Here is a 17711-nt window from a genome sequence, read left to right on the forward strand (position 1 = left end):
CCAACCATCACGTGGCCCCGCCCTGCGACGGCCACCCCACGACCAGACCCAAGGGGCTGCAATGAAGCACATCGGTGTGACTCAGAAGCTATGGCTCGGTGTTGCCAGCATCGTGCTGGGCGCCATCCTCATCGTCGGCCATGCCGGCTACAACTCGGCCGCACACCAGCGCCGCTTCAACCAGCAGGACAGCCTGCTGTCGCAGCGCCTGGACCAGGCCTCGCAATGGAGCGCCCTCTCCCAGGTCAACATCGTGCGCACCCAGGCGGCGCTGCTCAGCAGCGAGGCCCAGGATGCGGCCGACCTGGGCGCGCACATCGCCGCCACCCACCAGGCCATCGACGGCCTGCAGCAGGCCCTGCAGGCCAGCAGCCTGGACCGCCAGGACCAAAGCGCCTTGCAGCAGCTGGCGCAGTTGCGCCAGGCACTGCAGGCTGCGGGCGACCAGGCGCGGCAGCTGCAGGCCAGCGGTCAGCTGGACGCCGCACGCCAGGCCGCGCGCAGCAGCTACCGCCAGGCGGCCGACGCCTACGCCCAGGCGCTGGCGGCCTATGTGCACCAGCAGGCCCAGCGCCTGGCCGAGATGCGCGCCGACATGGGTGCCGCCCGCCAAGGCGTGGTCAAGGCGGCCGCGCTGAACATGGTGTTCCTGCTGCTGGGCGTGGCCGTGGGCGCCTACCTGCTGATTGGCAGCATCCGCCGCGCCCTGCGCGCCGCCAACCAGGTGGCCGAGCAGATTGCCGCCGGCGACCTGCGCACCCACTTCGACCAGCCGCGCCACGATGAATTCGGGCAACTGCTGCAATCGCTGGAGCGCATGAGCCACAGCCTCTCGGCGATGATCGACGACGTGCGCGACAGCGGCGATGCCATCACGGTGGCCAGCGGCGAAATCGCCTCGGGCAACCAGGACCTGTCGCAGCGCACCGAGGTCACGGCCAGCCACCTGCAGCAGGCCGCCGCCGCCATGATGCAGCTCACCCAGACCCTGCAGGCCACGGCCGCCAGCGCGCAGCTGGCTGCCGGACTGGCCCACCAGGCTTCGGGCGTGGCGCAGCGCGGCGGAGCCGTGGTCAGCGAGGTGGTGACCACCATGACCGACATCCACAGCCGCAGCCAGCAGATTGCCGACATCATCGGCGTGATCGACGGCATCGCCTTTCAGACCAACATCCTGGCACTGAACGCGGCCGTGGAGGCCGCACGCGCCGGCGAGCAGGGCCGCGGTTTTGCCGTGGTCGCCAGCGAAGTCCGCACCCTGGCCCAGCGCAGCGCGCAGGCCGCCAAGGAAATCAAGCTGCTGATCCAGGACTCCGTCAGCCGCATGGCCGACGGCGCACGCCTGGTGCAGGACGCGGGCAGCACCATGGACGAGGTGGTGCAATCCATCCAGCACGTCACCCAGGTCATGCAGACCATCAACACCAACGCGGCCGAGCAGCGCGATGGCGTGGCCCAGGTGAACGAGGCCGTCGGCGCCCTGGACCAGATGACCCAGCAGAACGCGGCCATGGTCGAAGAAAGTGCCGCCGCCGCGCACAGCCTGCGCGAACAGTCCGAGCAGTTGCGCACCCTGGTGCAGCGCTTCAAGGTGCATCCGCACACGGCCGGTCAGGCCGTGCCGCAAACGCCGGCGGCGACACCGGCTGCACCAGCCGCACGGCCCCCGCAGACCGCCAGGGGGCCGCACAGCCTGGGCGTGCACGCCGTCCCCCTGCCCCGGGTGGCGGCGCTAGCGGCCGCCCCGGCACAGCGGCACGCCGCCAGCGCGCTGCAGGACTAGGGCATGCCGGCGCCGAATCAGAGGCCGCCGCCGCGCACCATGGACAGGATCTTGGCCGTGTTCAGCCCGCGTGCGGTGTCCTGCATCTGCGGCAGGTAGCGGGCCTGCAGCTGGCGGCCATCCTGCATCACGTGCTGGTAGGCGTCCTTGAGCATGTCGGTCGACAGCTGGCGCCCACCCGCGTAGTACTGGTTGGCCACATGCCCCAAGGCATAGGTGCTGGCAAAGCTCATGCCGCTGCTGACGGCCTGCTTGCCCAGGCCACCGAAGATGCCCTTGCCCGCCTTGCCCAGCAGCCCCCCCAGCAGCTTGCGCCCGGCCTCCTCCAGGTACTGCGAGGTCAGGCCCACGCCCAGCGCGGCCAGCAGGTCCTTGATGTGACCACGGTCCAGCTCGTAGCCATAGCTCTGGCCGATCTGGTAGACCAGACGCATCTGCAGCGGAATGATGGCCAGGGTGGACAGGTTCTCGGGCAGCAGCTCGATGGCGCCGTTCAAGATGGCGGCCTTGAGGATCTTGCTGTCCATCTCGGCGGCCGGCAGCGCGCCGGGGCGGCGTTGTGCCGCCGTGCTGGACAGGGCGTCGACCGCCGCAGGATGCGGCACGCTGGCCCCGGCGGGCAGCTGGATGCCGGACTCGGGGCCGGCGGCCTGCAGCGGGGCATCGGCCACAGCACGGGCCTGGGCATCAAAACCGACACCAACGCCCGCCACAGCTGCGCCAGCAGCTACGGTTGCAGGAGCAATGGATGCCGCCTGGGTCGCCGCGCCAGCGCCGGCCAGGCCCAAGGCTTGGCGCAGCTGGGCCAAAAATGCGTCTTCCTTGGGGCTGGTGTGGCCGTCGGCATCGCACACGCACACCGCCATTTCATAGGCCAGCTGCCGGGCCTCGCGGCTGGTCAGGCGGGCCGCGGCCGAGGCCAGGTCCACGCGGCGCAGCAGCACCTCCTGGTACAGGCCGGGCAGGTTGACGCCCTGTGCGCCCGCCAGGCCTTCGGCCACCTGGCGGATCTGTTCGCGCTCGCGCTCGTGTTTTTCGCCATCGGCAAACGAGGCCAGCAGGCACAAGGTCAAGGTGGCGCGGATTTCGTCGTGTGTCATGGTGCTCCCTGCAAGAATGGTGTCGGCAAAGCGGGTTTGAGTGCTGCCGCGGCCTGCGGGTTCCCCGGCTCGGGATCATCAGCGGGTGGCGCCGGCCGCACCAGGCGCAAGCCCAGCACTTCCATGCCCAGGGCGGAACGCCGCAGCAGCACGGTGGCCGGCAGGGGCTGGGCGGGCCACTGCGCCAGCTGCTCGGCGTCGATGCAGAACTCGAACAGCGGAAACCGGATGCCCTCGATCTTCAGCTGGTGGCGGCAGCTGTGCTTGGCGCTGCTGCGGTGGGGCTGCACCTGCGTGGCCTGCTCGCTGGGCACGCCCCACAACCGTGTATACAGACTGGGCAGGGTGATGGCCAGGTCGATCCACAAGATGGCGGCACAGAAGCCCAGCACCAGCACGCCCATGGCCCAGCGCTTGACCGGCCCGTAGGTCAGCCAGGTGCCGGACGGTGCCCAGGCGCCGCGTGCGCGCAGGCGCCACAGCCACAGGCCATGCACCGGCAGCAGGGCCAGCGACAGATACAGCGCCCCGCGCATGGTGTCGGCACTGGGGACAAAGCTGCGCCACAGCAGCAGGGGCACCAGCGCCCCCAGCATGACCAGCAGCACCCAGCTGATCCAGATTTTTTTGACCACCACCGTCCCGGGCGGCCACAACCACCGCTGCCAGCGACCCGATGTCGACACCAACAGCCCTTACCTGGACGGCTGCGCCGGCGGGCTGGGCGGCAGCTTGTCCTGCATGCCGGTGATCGCGTCCTGGAAGCTCTTGAAATACTTGGCCCGCGTTCTTTCGGCAATTGCTGCCCACTCCGAGGGGGGCTGGCTCAGCGATGCCGCGGTGCGTGCCCCGGCCGACTGCGGATCGCGCGCGGCCTGCACGGCCTGCATGCCATGCAGGTTGATCCAGTGCGGATCGTAGTCGTAGGGGGTCTTGCGGTCCCAGGCCACAACGTTCGCGATCAGGTCCAAGGCCCGGTCCAGGTCCTGGAACAGATAGCGGTTGATCGGTGCGCCGTAGGTCTGGTTCAAGGCATCGACCGCCTGCCGGGTCGTGGGGTCGGTGCTACGGTTGACATCGAAGCGTGCACGCAGCTGGCCGGCATAGAACCAGAACGCGGCCTCGTGGTAGAGCTTGGCCTTGAACAAGACCTGCGACATCGCATACAGCACCGGTGGTTGGAAACGCTCGGGCGCGGCACGCACGCGCTCCAGCGCAGCCTGCTGCTGCTCCGCGCTGCCCTGGGTCAGGATCTGCAGCATTTCCTGGGTCTGCCGCGTATCGATGTGGGCATACACCCCGTGCGGTACCAGCACCTGCCCGGCGGAAACGCCGGCGGGCAAAGGCTCCAGCGTGTGGGCCTGCGCCAGCACCGCCGCGCCCAGCAGCAGCCCCACCCCGACACTGATTGTGGTTGTCACTCCCATCCCCGTCTCCTTGTGCCATCCCTGCACAGGCCGGCTGGGCGCTGTCAGACAACGTCCCGACCCCTGTAGGCTCGCATCTTAGGGGCAGGCCTGCGCCAACGCACGGTATTTACCACTGATCACAATTGCCAGGCCCCTCGGCCCTGCCAGCGATTCGGAATTCAGAGCATCTGGCGCAAGCTGGGCAAGGGCTGGATGGCTATCAAGCGTGCTTCTCAAACACCAGGGTGCGGTTGTTGGCCGGCATGGCGTGGTCATCGCGCAACAGCAGCCCCTGCTGCTGTGCCAGCGCCACCACGGCCTCCTGGTCGCGCAGGCCGCTGGCTGCATCGCGCGCGCGCAGGCTGGCATCGAAGGCACGGTTGCTGTCGCTGGTGTAACGCCCGCCATAGTTGAACGGCCCGTACACCGCCAGCACCCCGCCAGGTGGCAGTTGCTGCCCCACCAGCGCCAGCAGCTGCTGCACCTGCGGCCAGCCCATGATGTGCAAGGTGTTGCTGGTGAAGACAGCGTCGAAGGGGCCGTCATCCGTCTGTGGCCAGGCGGTGGCACCGCCGATCTCCAGCACCAGCGGTGCGCGCAGGTTGGGTGCGGGCTCTGCGGCATGCCAGGCCTGGATGCTGGCGTGGTGCTGGGGCAGATCGCTGGTCTGCCACACCAGGTGCGGCAGGCGCGGCGCAAAGTACACGCTGTGCTGGCCGGTGCCGCTACCGATTTCCAGCACGTGGGTGCGGCCGGCCAAGGCGTGCTGCAGCACGGCCAGGATCGGCGCCTGGCTGTTGGCGCAGGAGGGTGCGAAGACTTGGCTCATACCGCGCATCTTGGCACGAAGCCCTCGGCATTGAGCGCTTCAGGTGTTTTCAGCCTCTGGCGCTGACTGGACAAGCGCTGACAGCTCTTGTTTTAAAGCCGTGACAGCACCCGGCAGGGCCCGGGGCCAGCGCCCTGCGACCGGGCTGCCGGCCACGCCGGGGCCTGCCCAGTGCGCACTTCACTGCGCATAGTGCGCCAGCCGCTGGGCCAGGGAGCCGGCATGCAGCTCGAACAGGTGGTTGTCGTAGTCATGGAAGTACAGCGACAGGCCCTCGCCGTCGACACGCGGGCGTGCCGGGGGATCTCGGTCCCCAGGGCCTGCAAGGCGGCGGCATAAGTGGGCACATCGGCCTCGGCCACCTCGAACGCCACATGGCGGTAGGAACGCGCCGTCGGCTCGCCCTCCATGAAGGCCAGCCACACACCGCCCAGCAGCAGGAATTATTCGCGCGACAGCGAGAAGTTGCGCCCCTGGCTGTCGTAGACCTCGGTCGCCCCCAGTCCCTCGACAAACAGGCGCGCCGTGCGCTCCACATCGCGCACGATGAACGTCAGGTGGCTGATGCCCAGAACCGCCATGCGCGCCTCACTGCCCGGAGCCCTGGCGCGACTGCGCCAGGGCAATCGCCGCCTGGATCGCCGCCCGTGCCTGGGGGCTGTTCTTCCAGCAGCTCGACCCCACGATCTCCGAAGCCTTGGCCGTGATGTCCAAGGCATTCGCCCTGCTCAGGTGGGCCAGGGTCTGAAAACCCATCTGCTCCAGCCGTGCCACCACCGTGGGCCCTACGCCCTTGACGGCCAGCAAGGCCCGGCGTTCTTCCAGCGAAAAAGGCATTCCTCTCCCTCTCAAAAAAAGTCACGGGGCCGGCCGCCCTTGCCGTGGCGGTGCCCCTGGCGCACGGCGGTCCCCATCCCGTCGCCATATCCCGCCATCTCCGGCCTGTGTTGACCTCCCTCAGGCGCGGCGCCCGAAGGCGGCCGCCTTGTCCAACCACCGGGCTGTCCAGCTGGCTGGTGCATTGTGCACGCGGCCAATGCAGGTGATGCGAACGGGCCGGATACCGCAAAACTCCAGGATGGTGCGCCGCATCTGGTTGTTGCCGGGGTTGCGGTAGAAGAGCCGAAAGTACCACGGTGGGGTGTCCATGGTGGTCAGGACATGGGCCGACTTGCCCGTCAGGTACTTGTCCCACCACACGGAATTGGCCCGGTACTTGAACGCGAAACCCGGCAGCAGCACCCGGTCAAAAAAGCCTTTCAGCAAGGCCGGCATACCGCCCCACCAGGTGGGATAGATGAACACCAGATGGTCGGCCTCCTTCAGCGCCTGCTGGGCCGCCAGCAAATCGGGCTCCAGCGCCTGGATCTGCCGGTAGCCCTCATGCAAGATGGGGTCGAACACCAGATCGCGCACATCGATGCGCTGGACGGCATGCCCGGCGTCGGTAGCGCCCTGGACATAGGCATCCGCCAGGCTGGCGCAAAAGCTCTGCGTGCCGGGGTGCCCCATGATGACAAGAATGCGTTTTTGCATGGACAGGTAAAGAGGACCAGGGACAGCCCCTGTGCGTGGCACACCGCGTCCCGCAGGAGTGCTGGCGGATGCGGATTCCAGCGCAGGCACTAGGCAGTGTGCCCGCCACGGCAACCCCCTCGCAACAGGGCTCCGGGGCGCGGTGCGGTCCTGGCCGGTGGCATCGAGCCTGGCCACGGTGCATGGCGACCCGTGCGGCCTGCATCATCGGCAAAACGCCCGTACAGCACAAGGCCCGCCCGCATGGCAACGCCAGGCACTGGCGCAGACACAGCGCCCTGTCCCATCAGCGCCTGTGGGGGCTGTCAACGGCTCCCACGGTCAGCGTCAGTGCTCGCTTTCGCCAAGCGGGAGCGACCCCACTGTCTCTGCCGATGGTGATCGGCAGGCGCTGCGTCGACCCGGCGCCCGCCTGGCACAGACCTGCACCGCCGCCACATGCTCGACCCACACAGCCCCAGCACCCGCCCATGAAAAAACCGCCCGAAGGCGGTTCGTAGGGAGCAAGCCAGACAGGCTTACTTGGCCGCGGCCACTTCGATACCCTTGAATTCGCCGGTCGCGATCTTTTCCTTCCAGATCGCGGGGCCGGTGATGTGGGCGCTGGTGCCACCGGCATCCACGGCCACGGTCACGGGCATGTCGACCACGTCGAATTCATAGATGGCTTCCATGCCCAGGTCTTCAAAGCCGACCACCTTGGCCTGCTTGATGGCCTTGGACACCAAGTAGGCGGCGCCGCCCACAGCCATCAGGTAGGCACTCTTGTGCTTCTTGATGGCCTCGATGGCGACGGGGCCTCGCTCGGACTTGCCGATCATCGAGATCAGGCCGGTCTGCGACAGCATCATCTCGGTGAACTTGTCCATGCGGGTGGCCGTGGTGGGGCCGGCAGGGCCAACCACTTCGTCGCGCACGGGGTCCACCGGGCCGACGTAGTAGATCACGCGGTTGGTGAAGTCCACGGGCAGCTTTTCGCCCTTGGCCAGCATGTCCTGGATGCGCTTGTGGGCGGCGTCACGGCCGGTCAGCATCTTGCCGTTGAGCAGCAGGGTGTCGCCGGGCTTCCAGCTGGCGACCTCTTCCTTGGTCAGGGTGTTCAGGTCCACGCGCTTGGACTTGTTGTAGTCGGGTGCCCAGTCGATCTTGGGCCAGCTGTCCAGCGAAGGCGCTTCCAGGTACACGGGGCCGGAGCCGTCCATCACGAAGTGGGCGTGGCGGGTGGCGGCGCAGTTGGGGATCATGGCCACGGGCTTGGAGGCCGCGTGCGTGGGGTACATATTGATCTTAACGTCCAGCACCGTGGTCAGGCCGCCCAGGCCTTGGGCGCCAATGCCCAGGGCGTTGATCTTCTCGAACAGCTCCAGGCGCAGCTTTTCCACGTCATCCAGCTCTGCACCGCTGGCAGCCTTTTGCTGCAGCTCGTACATGTTCAGGTCTTCCATCAGGCTTTCCTTGGCCAGCAAGACAGCCTTTTCCGCCGTGCCACCAATGCCGATGCCCAACATGCCGGGGGGGCACCAGCCTGCGCCCATTTCAGGAACCGTCTTCAACACCCAGTCCACGATGGAATCGCTGGGGTTCATCATGATCATCTTGGACTTGTTCTCGGAGCCGCCGCCCTTGGCCGCCACGGTCACGTCCACCTTGTCGCCGGGCACGATCTGCACGTTGATCACGGCGGGGGTGTTGTCCTTGGTGTTCTTGCGCTTGAAGTGGGGGTCAGCCACGACCGACGCGCGCAGCGTGTTGTCGGGGTGGTTGTAGCCACGGCGCACGCCTTCGTTGATGGCGTCTTCCAGGCCCATGGTGAAGCCTTCCCACTTGACGTCCATGCCCACCTTCAGGAACACGTTGACGATGCCGGTGTCCTGGCAGATGGGGCGCTGGCCGGTGGCACTCATCTTGGAGTTGGTCAGGATTTGCGCCATCGCATCCTTGGCCGCTGGGCTTTGCTCGCGCTCGTAGGCGCGGGCCAGATGCTGGATGAAATCCGGTGTGTGGTAGTAGCTGATGTACTGCAGGGCACCTGCGATCGAGTCGATCAGGTCCTGCTGGCGGATGGAGGTCGTCATCGTGAAGCTTCTCTGTTGTGGGTGCGCAGGGGCTGCGCGCGGAAAACCTGCTGATTATCCCCGCTAAGCGTCGAACTGACAGGCCAAAGCTGACAAGTCTTATAGAGGACTTGTAATTCACCAGAGCCCCACACAGCTCTCCAGCGATCAGCAAGGCCGTCTTTCCTAGAGCACACCGTGGCAGCAGCCCCCCATATGACCTCCACTCAGACATGCGGAAAAACCATTGTGCTGGCATGCCCGCCAAGACTGAGCTGATGTTGACATGGCGGTGCTTGACTAAGTCCCCACATGGACTCCGACCGAGCACGTAGCGTTTGAGCAAAATGCGAATCCCCAGCAAATGGAATGTGATGGCCTGCACCCTCGATTTACGTAATTCCCCTAATGAATATCGCGACCAGCCATCTTGAATGATCAAAAATTCTCTTTAATATAGAAAAATGTAAATTTTTTCTCAGCCACACACTCCATGTCCACGCAGCAGGAATCTTCAGCGGAAGCGGTAACGATTGCCTCCCGCATCGACCTGCACCGGTCGGCACTGACGCCTTCGCACCGGCAAATTGCGGACTACGTGCTGGCCCACCCATTGCAAGCGGCGACGATGCCAATTGATGAGCTCGCTGCAGCAGTCGGCGTCTCAGTGGCTACCGCCAACCGCTTCGCCCGCGCCATCGGCCTAGATGGCTACCCGATGCTGCGTGCCGAGTTGGTCAAGGGCTTCGAGGCCATGCTGGCGCCGCTGGAAAAAATGCGCATTCGTCTGGAAAAGCCATGTTCGGTGCATGACGCTTTTGTCGCCGCCATGGAAGAAAGCCTGCGAAACGTTGCAGCGACCCGCGAAGCACTGACACCCCAGGCTTGCGAAGAGGCTGTACAGCTGATTCTGGGCGCTAGGCGCGTGTATGTGCTGGGCTATGGCTCCAGCGGCTGGTTGGCGGGCCTGCTACAACGCGGATTGGATCTGGACTGCGATAACGTGCATCTCCTAACCAGTGTGGCAGGCGCCTCGCACAGTGCCCGCTTGCTGCCGCGGATGACCGCACAAGACCTGCTGATCGCCATCAGTTTCCCCCGTTACCTCGCCGACACTGTGTCGGTCGCGCAAAGCGCCGCCCAGCAAGGCGTGCGAGTGCTGGCACTGACCGACAGCACCCAATCTCCATTGGGCAAAGTGGCGCACTGCCACCTGTTTGCTCAAACCGATAACTACTATGCGGCAACTTCAGAAGCCTCCATCCTGGCCTTGATCGAAGCGCTGTCAAGTGCCGTTTCGCTACAAGCCAACCACCCTTTACAAAACGCTGCACGGATGACGGAATCCGTACGCCCTTGGCTGTATGGCGGCAGCCCCCGTGGCCAAGGAATCCACACAACGCCCGCCGCGGACATGTCGCCAGAGCACAACCACGGCGATTTGCAGGCCCCATGACACCGATGAACCCGATGAACCATACTCCCGCCCCCGTCCTTGCCATTCACGGCGGTGCAGGCACGCTCAGCCGCTCCAACATCAGCCCAGAACAAGAACATGCCTATCACGCAACGCTGCAAGCCGTGCTGCGCGCCGGTCAAGCCGTCCTGGAACAAGGCGGCACGGCCATGGAAGCCGTCTGCGTGGCCGTCCAAGGACTGGAAGACTGCCCACTGTTCAATGCTGGCCGCGGAGCTGTCTTCACTGCGGATGCCACCCACGAACTGGATGCCGCCGTGATGGACGGAGCCACCTTGGCAGCCGGTGCAGTGGCAGGCGTTACGCGGGTGCGCAATCCTGTGCATGCAGCGCGCGCCGTGATGCAAAACGGCCAGCACGTGCTCATGGTGGGCGAAGGCGCTGAGCAATTGGCTCGCGATGCTGGCTTGGCGCTGGTGGAGCCCAGCTATTTCTCGACAGAGGCACGTCTGGCACAACTGAAAGCTGCGCAGGCCCGCGCAGCAGGCGCTGTACTGGACCACGACGGTGCCGCCGCCATGACACGTACCCCCGAAAGTGCCCCACTGCATGAGGGGCGCAAAATGGGCACCGTGGGTGCCGTGGCTTTAGATGCCCATGGCCACTTGGCCGCCGCCACTTCCACAGGTGGTTTGACCAACAAGCGCCCTGGCCGCGTGGGGGATTCGCCTTTGATTGGCTCGGGCACCTATGCCGATGACCGTACCGCTGCCGTGTCGTGCACTGGTCACGGAGAGAGCTTCATCCGTGTGGCGGCAGCACACGATGTGTGCGCACGCATGGCTTATGGAGGCCTGTCACTGGAGGCTGCGACACAAGCCGTCGTGCACGACTCACTGTCTGCCATCGGCGGCAGCGGCGGCCTGATTGCGGTGGACCGCGACGGGAATGTCTGCCTGCCATTCAATACCGAAGGCATGTACCGCGGTATTGCACGTGTGGGCCAAGTCCCTGAATCTTTTATTTACCGCTGATTGGTGTTTGCCACAGCCTTTGCACCAATCTTGCTTAAGTTTGTTCCATGACTTTGATATCCACATCCCCCCTGACGTTGCCTGAGCAGCGTGTGCTGGAAGCCCGCGACCTGACCATCCGCTTCGCCACTTCCGAACGCACAGTGGAGGCAGTGCGCAATCTTTCCTTCCACGTTGACCGTGGTGAAACACTGGCCATCGTCGGTGAATCCGGCTCTGGCAAGTCCGTGACTTCGCTCGCACTGATGCGCCTGGTGGAGCACGGTGGCGGAAAAATTGTGAATGGCTCGGCACTCCTGCGTCGCCGCAATGGCCAGGTGCTGAACGTAGCCACTGCCTCGCAATCGCAAATGCGCAGTGTCCGTGGCGCGGACGTGGCCATGATTTTCCAAGAGCCAATGACATCGCTGAACCCCGTGTTCACTGCGGGCGATCAGATTGCAGAATCCATTCGTGTGCACCAGGGCATGGATCGCGCTGCCGCACGCGCCGAAGCCCTGCGCATGCTGGATTTGGTGCGAATTCCTGAGGCTCGCAACGTCCTGGACCGTTTCCCTCACCAGCTTTCGGGCGGCATGCGCCAGCGCGTGATGATTGCCATGGCGCTGTCTTGCAAGCCCCAGTTGCTGATCGCTGACGAACCGACTACCGCGCTGGATGTGACCATTCAGGCGCAGATCCTGCAACTGATCCGCCAACTGCAAGACGAAATGCACATGGGCGTCGTCTTTATCACCCATGACATGGGTGTGGTTGCCGAAGTGGCCGATCGCGTACTGGTGATGTACCGTGGCGACAAAGTGGAAGAAGGAAGCTCCGATCAGGTCTTTGCGGCCCCCCAGCATGCCTACACCCGTGCACTGCTGTCCGCCGTGCCCAAATTGGGGGCCATGCAGGGCACCGATCTGCCCCGCCAGTTTGACCTGCTGCGCCCCGATGGCAGCACACTGATGGGCGAATCCACTCCCACGGACACCCGCCCAGTCAATGCCGAACCCATTTTGCGCGTGCAAAACCTGGTCACGCGCTTCGACCTGCGATCCGGTTTGATGAACAAGGTCACACGCCGCGTGCATGCGGTGGAGCAAGTGAGCTTTGACCTGTACCCCGGCGAAACCTTGGCACTGGTCGGTGAATCGGGATGCGGCAAATCAACCACAGGCCGCTCACTGCTGCGCCTGGTTGAAAGCCAACGTGGCGCCATTGAGTTCGGTGGCCGCAATATCTTGGAGCTTCCCCGCAGCCAGGTGCAGTCGCTGCGCCGCGATATCCAGTTCATCTTCCAGGACCCGTTTGCATCGCTGGACCCACGCCTGACCGTAGGCTTTTCCATCATGGAGCCGCTCTTGGTGCACAAGGTCGGTTCACCCGCCGAGGCCCAGGCCCGCGTGGACTGGCTGCTGGAAAAAGTCGGACTGCCACGCGAATACGGACAACGCTACCCCCACGAGTTCTCGGGAGGCCAACGCCAGCGTATTGCGATTGCACGCGCACTGGCCCTGAACCCCAAGGTGGTGGTGGCCGATGAATCCGTGTCCGCCCTGGACGTGTCCATCCAGGCGCAGATTGTGAACCTGATGCTGGATCTGCAACGCGAGCTGGGCGTGGCTTTCCTCTTCATCTCGCACGACATGGCGGTCGTAGAACGCATCAGCCACCGCGTGGCCGTCATGTATCTGGGTCGTATTGTCGAAATCGGTCCTCGCCGGGCCATTTTCGAGAACCCCCAGCACCCTTACACCAAGAAGCTGATGGCCGCTGTGCCGATTGCCGACCCTGCACGCCGCCACCTGAAGCGCGTACTGCTGGAAGGCGAAATTCCCAGCCCCATCCGCCCCGCAGGTGAAGAACCTATCGTGCCACCCATGGTGGAGGTAGGCCCCGGCCATTTCGTCGCACCGGTGGCTGCTTGAAGCCCTGCTTCATGCAAGCGATCCTAGACAGACATTGACCATCGTTTAGAGAGAACTGTTTTCCCTACCCACCCTCGGAGTTCATCCATGAAGAAAAACGCTTCTATCCACCGCACTGCCCAGGCTCTGCTGGCCCTGGCTGCGATTGCAGCATCCGGCTCCGTGCTGGCTGCTGGCAATGCCGTACTGGCCATTCACCAGGCACCAGAAACCCTGGACCCTTACAACACCAACACGACCCTGACCACGGCCGTCACCAAGAGCTTTTACGAAGGCTTGTTCGGTTTCGACAAGGACATGAAGGTGCAGAACGTACTGGCAGAAAGCTATACGGTCTCCAAGGATGGCCTGGTCTATACCTTCACCCTGCGCAAGGGTGTCAAATTCCACGACGGCACTGATTTCAACGCTGAGGCAGCCAAGGCCACGCTGGACCGCGTGATGGACCCCGCCAACCGTCTGCTGCGCGCCAACCAGTTCAACCGCGTTGCCAAGGTGGAAGCCGTCAACCCACAGACACTGCGTATTACGCTGAAGGAGCCCTTCGGCCCCTTCATCAACGCCCTGGCCCATGCCTCGGCAGCCATGATCTCCCCGACTGCACTGAAGAAGTGGGGCAACAAGGACATCGCATTCCACCCCGTGGGTACCGGCCCCTTCGAGTTCGTGGAATGGAAGCAGACCGACGCCATCGTGGGCAAGAAGTTTGCAGGTTACTGGAAACAGGGCTACCCCAAGATCGACCAAGTCAGCTGGAAGCCCGTGCCCGAAAACAGCACACGTGCGGCCATGCTGCAGACCGGCGAAGCTGACTTTGTCTTCACACTGCCTTACGAACAGGTCGCGACGCTGGAAAAGAGCGACAAGGTGGAAGTGGTGTCCGCACCGTCCATCATCCAGCGTTTCCTGACCTTCAACATGCTGCAAAAGCCTTTTGACAACCCCAAGGTGCGTGAAGCCATTGGCTACGCCATCAACAAGGAAGCACTGGCCAAGGTGGCATTCAATGGCTACGCCTTTGCAGCCCAAGGTTTCGTTCCCCAGGGCGTGGAATATGCCGTGAAGATGCAGCCTATTCCTTACAACGTCCAGAAGGCCAAGGAATTGCTGAAGGAAGCTGGCTACCCCAATGGCTTTGAATCCACACTGTGGAGCGGCTACAACAACACCACCAGCCAAAAAACCATCCAGTTCCTGCAGCAGCAACTCGCCCAGGTCGGCATCAAGGTATCGCTCGAGGCACTGGAGCCCGGCAAGCGTGCCGAGCTGGTGGACTCCTGGCCCGACCCCAAGACTGCCAAGGTACGTCTGTACTACATCGGCTGGTCCTCTTCGACCGGTGAGGCCGACTGGGCCATGCGCCCCCTGTTCGCCACCGAATCCTGGGCACCCAAGCTGGCCAACTACGCGTTCTACAGCAACCCGATCGTGGATGAATCCATTGCCAAGGCACTGGTGTCCACCGACAGCGCTGAGCGGGCAACGCTCTACAAGAATGCGCAAGAGCAACTGGCCAAGGACCTGCCACGCATTCCGCTGGTCACTGAGAAGGTGCTCTACGCCCACTCCAAGCGCCTGTCTGGTGTGTACGTGATGCCTGACGGCAACATCAACAGCAGCGAAATCGCGCTGAAGTAAGACACCAACTCTCTCACGTCGACCCTCTCCCGCAAGCACAAGCCCGTGGGAGAGGGCGCGACTCTCCCCCGATTCAATAATGCTGAACTATTTTCTCAAACGCCTGCTGGGGCTGTTGCCCACCCTGCTGATCGTGGCAGTGCTGGTGTTCTTCTTCGTCCATATGTTGCCTGGTGACCCAGCGCGCCTTGCCGCGGGTCAGGATGCCGATGAAGCCACGATTCAACTGGTCCGCCAAGAGCTGGGCCTGGACAAGCCGCTTCCCGAACAGTTTCTGAATTTCTTCATACACATGGTGCAAGGTGACTTCGGCACCTCCATGCGCACACGCCGCCCCGTCCTCGTCGAGATCAGCGAGCGCTTCATGCCCACGCTGCTGCTGACCGTCACCAGCATGGTCTGGTCCGTCATCTTTGGCATGGGCATTGGAATCATGTCCGCGGTGTACCGCAACAAATGGCCAGATCGTCTGGGCATGACGCTGGCGGTCTCCGGCATCTCGTTCCCCGCATTTGCGCTGGGCATGCTGCTGATGCAGATTTTCTCCGTGAATCTGGGCTGGCTCCCCACCGTGGGTGCGGATAGCTGGCGCCACTACATCCTGCCTTCGCTCACACTGGGCGCCGCCGTGGCGGCCGTGATGGCACGCTTTACGCGCGCCTCTTTTGTGGAAGTTGTGCAGGAGGACTTTGTCCGCACGGCCCGCGCCAAGGGCTTGAACGAGCGCGTCGTGGTGCTCAAACACTGCCTGCGCAATGCACTGATTCCCGTGATCACCATGATGGGCTTGCAGTTCGGCTTCCTACTGGGTGGCTCCATCGTGGTCGAGTCCGTGTTCAATTGGCCTGGCCTCGGACGTCTGCTGGTCGATGCCGTGACCATGCGTGACTACCCGGTGATCCAGACCCTGGTGCTGCTGTTCTCGCTGGAATTCATTCTTATCAACCTGGTGGTGGACATGCTTTACGGCTTCATCAACCCCACGATCCGCTACAAGTAAGACCAGCTGTATGACTACCTCTGTCTCCCCTTCCGCCGCCCCCCAAGCTGCGGCTGCCCCCGAACAGGTGCGCACGCCCTGGCGCGAGTTCTGGCGCAAGTTCAAGAAGCAACGTGTGGCGGTGGCCGCCCTGGTCTTCGTGGCACTGCTGGTCCTCGTGGCCGTCTTGGCCCCCGTCTTGGTGCCTTTTGACCCCGAAAACTATTTCGACTACGACCGTCTGAACGAAGGTCCATCCGCCGTGCACTGGCTGGGCGTAGACCCGCTGGGTCGTGACATCTTCAGCCGCATCCTGATGGGTGCCCGCATCTCTCTGACGGCAGGCTTCTTGTCGGTGGCCATCGGCTGCGTGATCGGTACGGCGCTCGGTCTGCTGGCCGGGTTCTACGAAGGCTGGTGGGACCGCATCGTGATGCGCATCTCCGATGTGCTGTTCGCCTTCCCCGGCATCTTGCTGGCCCTGGGCGTTGTGGCCATTCTGGGCAGCAGCATGACGAATGTGATCGTTGCGGTCTCCGTATTCAGCGTGCCTGCCTTTGCACGCCTGGTGCGTGGCAATACGCTGGTGCTCAAGCAAATGACGTACATCGAGTCTGCGCAAAGCATTGGCGCCAGCAACTGGACCATCATCACCCGCCACATCCTGCCGGGCACGATTTCCTCCATCGTGGTGTACTTCACCATGCGTGTGGGCACCTCCATCATCACGGCGGCCAGCCTGTCCTTCCTGGGCATGGGCGCGCAGGCTCCAACTCCCGAATGGGGCGCCATGCTGAACGAAGCCCGCGCCGACATGGTGAACGCCCCCCATGTGGCGCTGTTCCCCAGCCTGGCCATCTTTCTGACGGTGCTGGCCTTCAACCTGCTGGGCGATGGTCTGCGTGATGCACTGGACCCCAAGATCGACCGCCAGTCATGATGCACAACGCCCCACCGCGCATCGGCAGCCTACCCAGCGGGCAGCGTGATGCCATCACCGATGTGGCGGGCATCACCGTCGGCCACACCACGCTGGCCGATGGTGACGTGCAAACCGGCGTGACCGTGATTCACCCGCATGCGCTGGACCCGTTCCAGCACAAACTGCCTGCGGCGGCAGCCATCATCAACGGCTTTGGCAAAAGCGTCGGGCTGATGCAACTGACCGAACTGGGCCAGCTGGAAACGCCGATTGCGCTGACCAACACCTTCTCGGTCCATGCCGTGGCACAAGCGCAAATTGCGCAGTGCGCACGCACCAACCCGGAAATCGGGCGTGAGCTATCTACCGTGAATGCGCTGGTGTTGGAGTGCAACGACGGCTATCTGAACGATATCCAGCACATGGCAGTGACTGCGCAGCACTACGAGCAGGCGTGTACCTATGCAGGTGTCGATGTGGCCCAGGGCGCTGTGGGTGCCGGGCGCGGCATGTCCAGTTTTCAGCTCAAGGGGGGCATCGGCACCGCTTCACGCTGCGTCACAATCGGCGCCGCCCATTACACGGTAGGTGCCTTGGTGCTGGCGAACTATGGCGTGCAGGCCAATCTGCTGTGGGGTGGTGAGCCACTCGGTCAGCGGCTGGCGGCCCAGCAGCCTGCCACGGTCGAGAAAGGCTCCATCATCATGGTGCTGGCCACCGATGCCCCACTGGATTCCCGCCAGTTGGGTCGACTGGCCCTGCGCGCAGCCGCAGGGCTGGCACGCACCGGCTCCGTGTACGGCCATGGCAGTGGCGACATTGCGGTGGCCTTTTCCACGGCCTACACGCTGCCCCAGGCCCCCGACGCCCCCATGCCCGCTGTGGCCATGGTGCATGAAGCCAAGCTCGATGGGCTCTTCCAGGCCGCCGCCGACAGCGTAGAGCAATCGATTATCCATGCACTGTGGTATGCAGAACCAGTCACCGGCCGCAACGGACACCACCGTGCAACGCTGCGCGAAGTAATTAATCAAAAAAAATAGCTATTGACGCTTTCACAACAAGCCCTAAGGCCATTTTTTATTAAAACCTCAAGC

General features: G+C 63.9%; 16 protein-coding genes. 8 read left to right on the forward strand and 8 right to left on the reverse strand.

Annotated features, from left to right (window positions below; translation table 11 throughout):
• Positions 1–61: 61 nt before the first annotated feature.
• Positions 62–1783, forward strand: coding sequence for a methyl-accepting chemotaxis protein (locus CA2_RS02190; RefSeq protein WP_042412162.1), 1722 nt, complete (start codon positions 62–64; stop codon positions 1781–1783).
• A 17-nt stretch (positions 1784–1800) separates the two neighbouring features.
• Here CA2_RS02190 and CA2_RS02195 read toward each other — a convergent pair whose 3' ends face one another.
• The 8 genes from CA2_RS02195 to CA2_RS02230 all read right to left on the reverse strand — a co-directional run bounded on the left by CA2_RS02195 (position 1801) and on the right by CA2_RS02230 (position 8732).
• On the reverse strand, positions 1801–2883 hold the full coding sequence (locus tag CA2_RS02195) for a YcjF family protein (protein WP_042412164.1): 1083 nt from the start codon (positions 2881–2883) through the stop codon (positions 1801–1803).
• Positions 2880–3518, reverse strand: coding sequence for a hypothetical protein (locus CA2_RS02200; protein WP_156105942.1), 639 nt, complete (start codon positions 3516–3518; stop codon positions 2880–2882). The genes CA2_RS02195 and CA2_RS02200 overlap by 4 nt, the downstream gene beginning before the upstream one ends.
• Before the next feature lie 60 nt (positions 3519–3578).
• Positions 3579–4310, reverse strand: coding sequence for a hypothetical protein (locus CA2_RS02205; protein WP_217997619.1), 732 nt, complete (start codon positions 4308–4310; stop codon positions 3579–3581).
• Between the two features lie 202 nt (positions 4311–4512).
• Positions 4513–5121: a DUF938 domain-containing protein gene (locus CA2_RS02210; RefSeq protein ID WP_081888832.1), complete on the reverse strand. Its 609-nt coding sequence runs from the start codon at positions 5119–5121 to the stop codon at positions 4513–4515.
• A 443-nt stretch (positions 5122–5564) separates the two neighbouring features.
• Positions 5565–5702, reverse strand: coding sequence for a VOC family protein (locus CA2_RS18710; RefSeq protein ID WP_269147970.1), 138 nt, complete (start codon positions 5700–5702; stop codon positions 5565–5567).
• A 7-nt stretch (positions 5703–5709) separates the two neighbouring features.
• Positions 5710–5958, reverse strand: coding sequence for a Pathogenicity locus (locus CA2_RS02220; protein WP_042412167.1), 249 nt, complete (start codon positions 5956–5958; stop codon positions 5710–5712).
• A gap of 120 nt (positions 5959–6078) precedes the next feature.
• Positions 6079–6657 (reverse strand): NAD(P)H-dependent oxidoreductase, encoded by a 579-nt coding sequence (locus CA2_RS02225; protein ID WP_042412169.1) that lies wholly within the window; start codon positions 6655–6657, stop codon positions 6079–6081.
• A 518-nt stretch (positions 6658–7175) separates the two neighbouring features.
• On the reverse strand, positions 7176–8732 hold the full coding sequence (locus CA2_RS02230) for a fumarate hydratase (protein WP_042412171.1): 1557 nt from the start codon (positions 8730–8732) through the stop codon (positions 7176–7178).
• Between the two features lie 472 nt (positions 8733–9204).
• On the opposite strand from CA2_RS02230, the gene CA2_RS02235 reads away from it, so the two are divergent.
• From CA2_RS02235 to CA2_RS02265, 7 genes are all read left to right on the forward strand, one after another.
• Positions 9205–10167: a MurR/RpiR family transcriptional regulator gene (locus CA2_RS02235; RefSeq protein WP_042412173.1), complete on the forward strand. Its 963-nt coding sequence runs from the start codon at positions 9205–9207 to the stop codon at positions 10165–10167.
• 14 nt (positions 10168–10181) lie between these two features.
• Positions 10182–11162: an isoaspartyl peptidase/L-asparaginase family protein gene (locus CA2_RS02240; protein ID WP_439708924.1), complete on the forward strand. Its 981-nt coding sequence runs from the start codon at positions 10182–10184 to the stop codon at positions 11160–11162.
• A gap of 47 nt (positions 11163–11209) precedes the next feature.
• Positions 11210–13075, forward strand: coding sequence for a dipeptide ABC transporter ATP-binding protein (locus CA2_RS02245; RefSeq protein WP_042412177.1), 1866 nt, complete (start codon positions 11210–11212; stop codon positions 13073–13075).
• An 87-nt stretch (positions 13076–13162) separates the two neighbouring features.
• Positions 13163–14713, forward strand: coding sequence for a glutathione ABC transporter substrate-binding protein GsiB (gene gsiB / locus CA2_RS02250; protein WP_042412178.1), 1551 nt, complete (start codon positions 13163–13165; stop codon positions 14711–14713).
• A 79-nt stretch (positions 14714–14792) separates the two neighbouring features.
• On the forward strand, positions 14793–15713 hold the full coding sequence (gene gsiC, locus CA2_RS02255) for a glutathione ABC transporter permease GsiC (RefSeq protein WP_042412180.1): 921 nt from the start codon (positions 14793–14795) through the stop codon (positions 15711–15713).
• 10 nt (positions 15714–15723) lie between these two features.
• Complete coding sequence (gene gsiD / locus CA2_RS02260; RefSeq protein WP_042412182.1) at positions 15724–16632, forward strand: glutathione ABC transporter permease GsiD; 909 nt, start codon at positions 15724–15726, stop codon at positions 16630–16632.
• Positions 16629–17657: a P1 family peptidase gene (locus CA2_RS02265; protein WP_174435593.1), complete on the forward strand. Its 1029-nt coding sequence runs from the start codon at positions 16629–16631 to the stop codon at positions 17655–17657. The genes gsiD and CA2_RS02265 overlap by 4 nt, the downstream gene beginning before the upstream one ends.
• Positions 17658–17711: the final 54 nt, after the last annotated feature.

It is taken from the genome of Comamonas aquatica NBRC 14918, assembly GCF_000739875.1.
Classification (GTDB): domain Bacteria; phylum Pseudomonadota; class Gammaproteobacteria; order Burkholderiales; family Burkholderiaceae_C; genus Comamonas; species Comamonas aquatica.

Coding starts and splice junctions, on each gene's coding strand:
- CA2_RS02190 (WP_042412162.1), top strand. CDS start 62: ATGAAGCACATCGGTGTGACTCAGAAGCTATGGCTCGGTGTTGCCAGC.
- CA2_RS02195 (WP_042412164.1), bottom strand. CDS start 2,883: ATGACACACGACGAAATCCGCGCCACCTTGACCTTGTGCCTGCTGGCC.
- CA2_RS02205 (WP_217997619.1), bottom strand. CDS start 4,310: ATGGGAGTGACAACCACAATCAGTGTCGGGGTGGGGCTGCTGCTGGGC.
- CA2_RS02210 (WP_081888832.1), bottom strand. CDS start 5,121: ATGAGCCAAGTCTTCGCACCCTCCTGCGCCAACAGCCAGGCGCCGATC.
- CA2_RS18710 (WP_269147970.1), bottom strand. CDS start 5,702: ATGGCGGTTCTGGGCATCAGCCACCTGACGTTCATCGTGCGCGATGTG.
- CA2_RS02220 (WP_042412167.1), bottom strand. CDS start 5,958: ATGCCTTTTTCGCTGGAAGAACGCCGGGCCTTGCTGGCCGTCAAGGGC.
- CA2_RS02225 (WP_042412169.1), bottom strand. CDS start 6,657: ATGCAAAAACGCATTCTTGTCATCATGGGGCACCCCGGCACGCAGAGC.
- CA2_RS02230 (WP_042412171.1), bottom strand. CDS start 8,732: ATGACGACCTCCATCCGCCAGCAGGACCTGATCGACTCGATCGCAGGT.
- CA2_RS02235 (WP_042412173.1), top strand. CDS start 9,205: ATGTCCACGCAGCAGGAATCTTCAGCGGAAGCGGTAACGATTGCCTCC.
- CA2_RS02240 (WP_439708924.1), top strand. CDS start 10,182: ATGAACCATACTCCCGCCCCCGTCCTTGCCATTCACGGCGGTGCAGGC.
- CA2_RS02245 (WP_042412177.1), top strand. CDS start 11,210: ATGACTTTGATATCCACATCCCCCCTGACGTTGCCTGAGCAGCGTGTG.
- gsiB (WP_042412178.1), top strand. CDS start 13,163: ATGAAGAAAAACGCTTCTATCCACCGCACTGCCCAGGCTCTGCTGGCC.
- gsiC (WP_042412180.1), top strand. CDS start 14,793: ATGCTGAACTATTTTCTCAAACGCCTGCTGGGGCTGTTGCCCACCCTG.
- gsiD (WP_042412182.1), top strand. CDS start 15,724: ATGACTACCTCTGTCTCCCCTTCCGCCGCCCCCCAAGCTGCGGCTGCC.
- CA2_RS02265 (WP_174435593.1), top strand. CDS start 16,629: ATGATGCACAACGCCCCACCGCGCATCGGCAGCCTACCCAGCGGGCAG.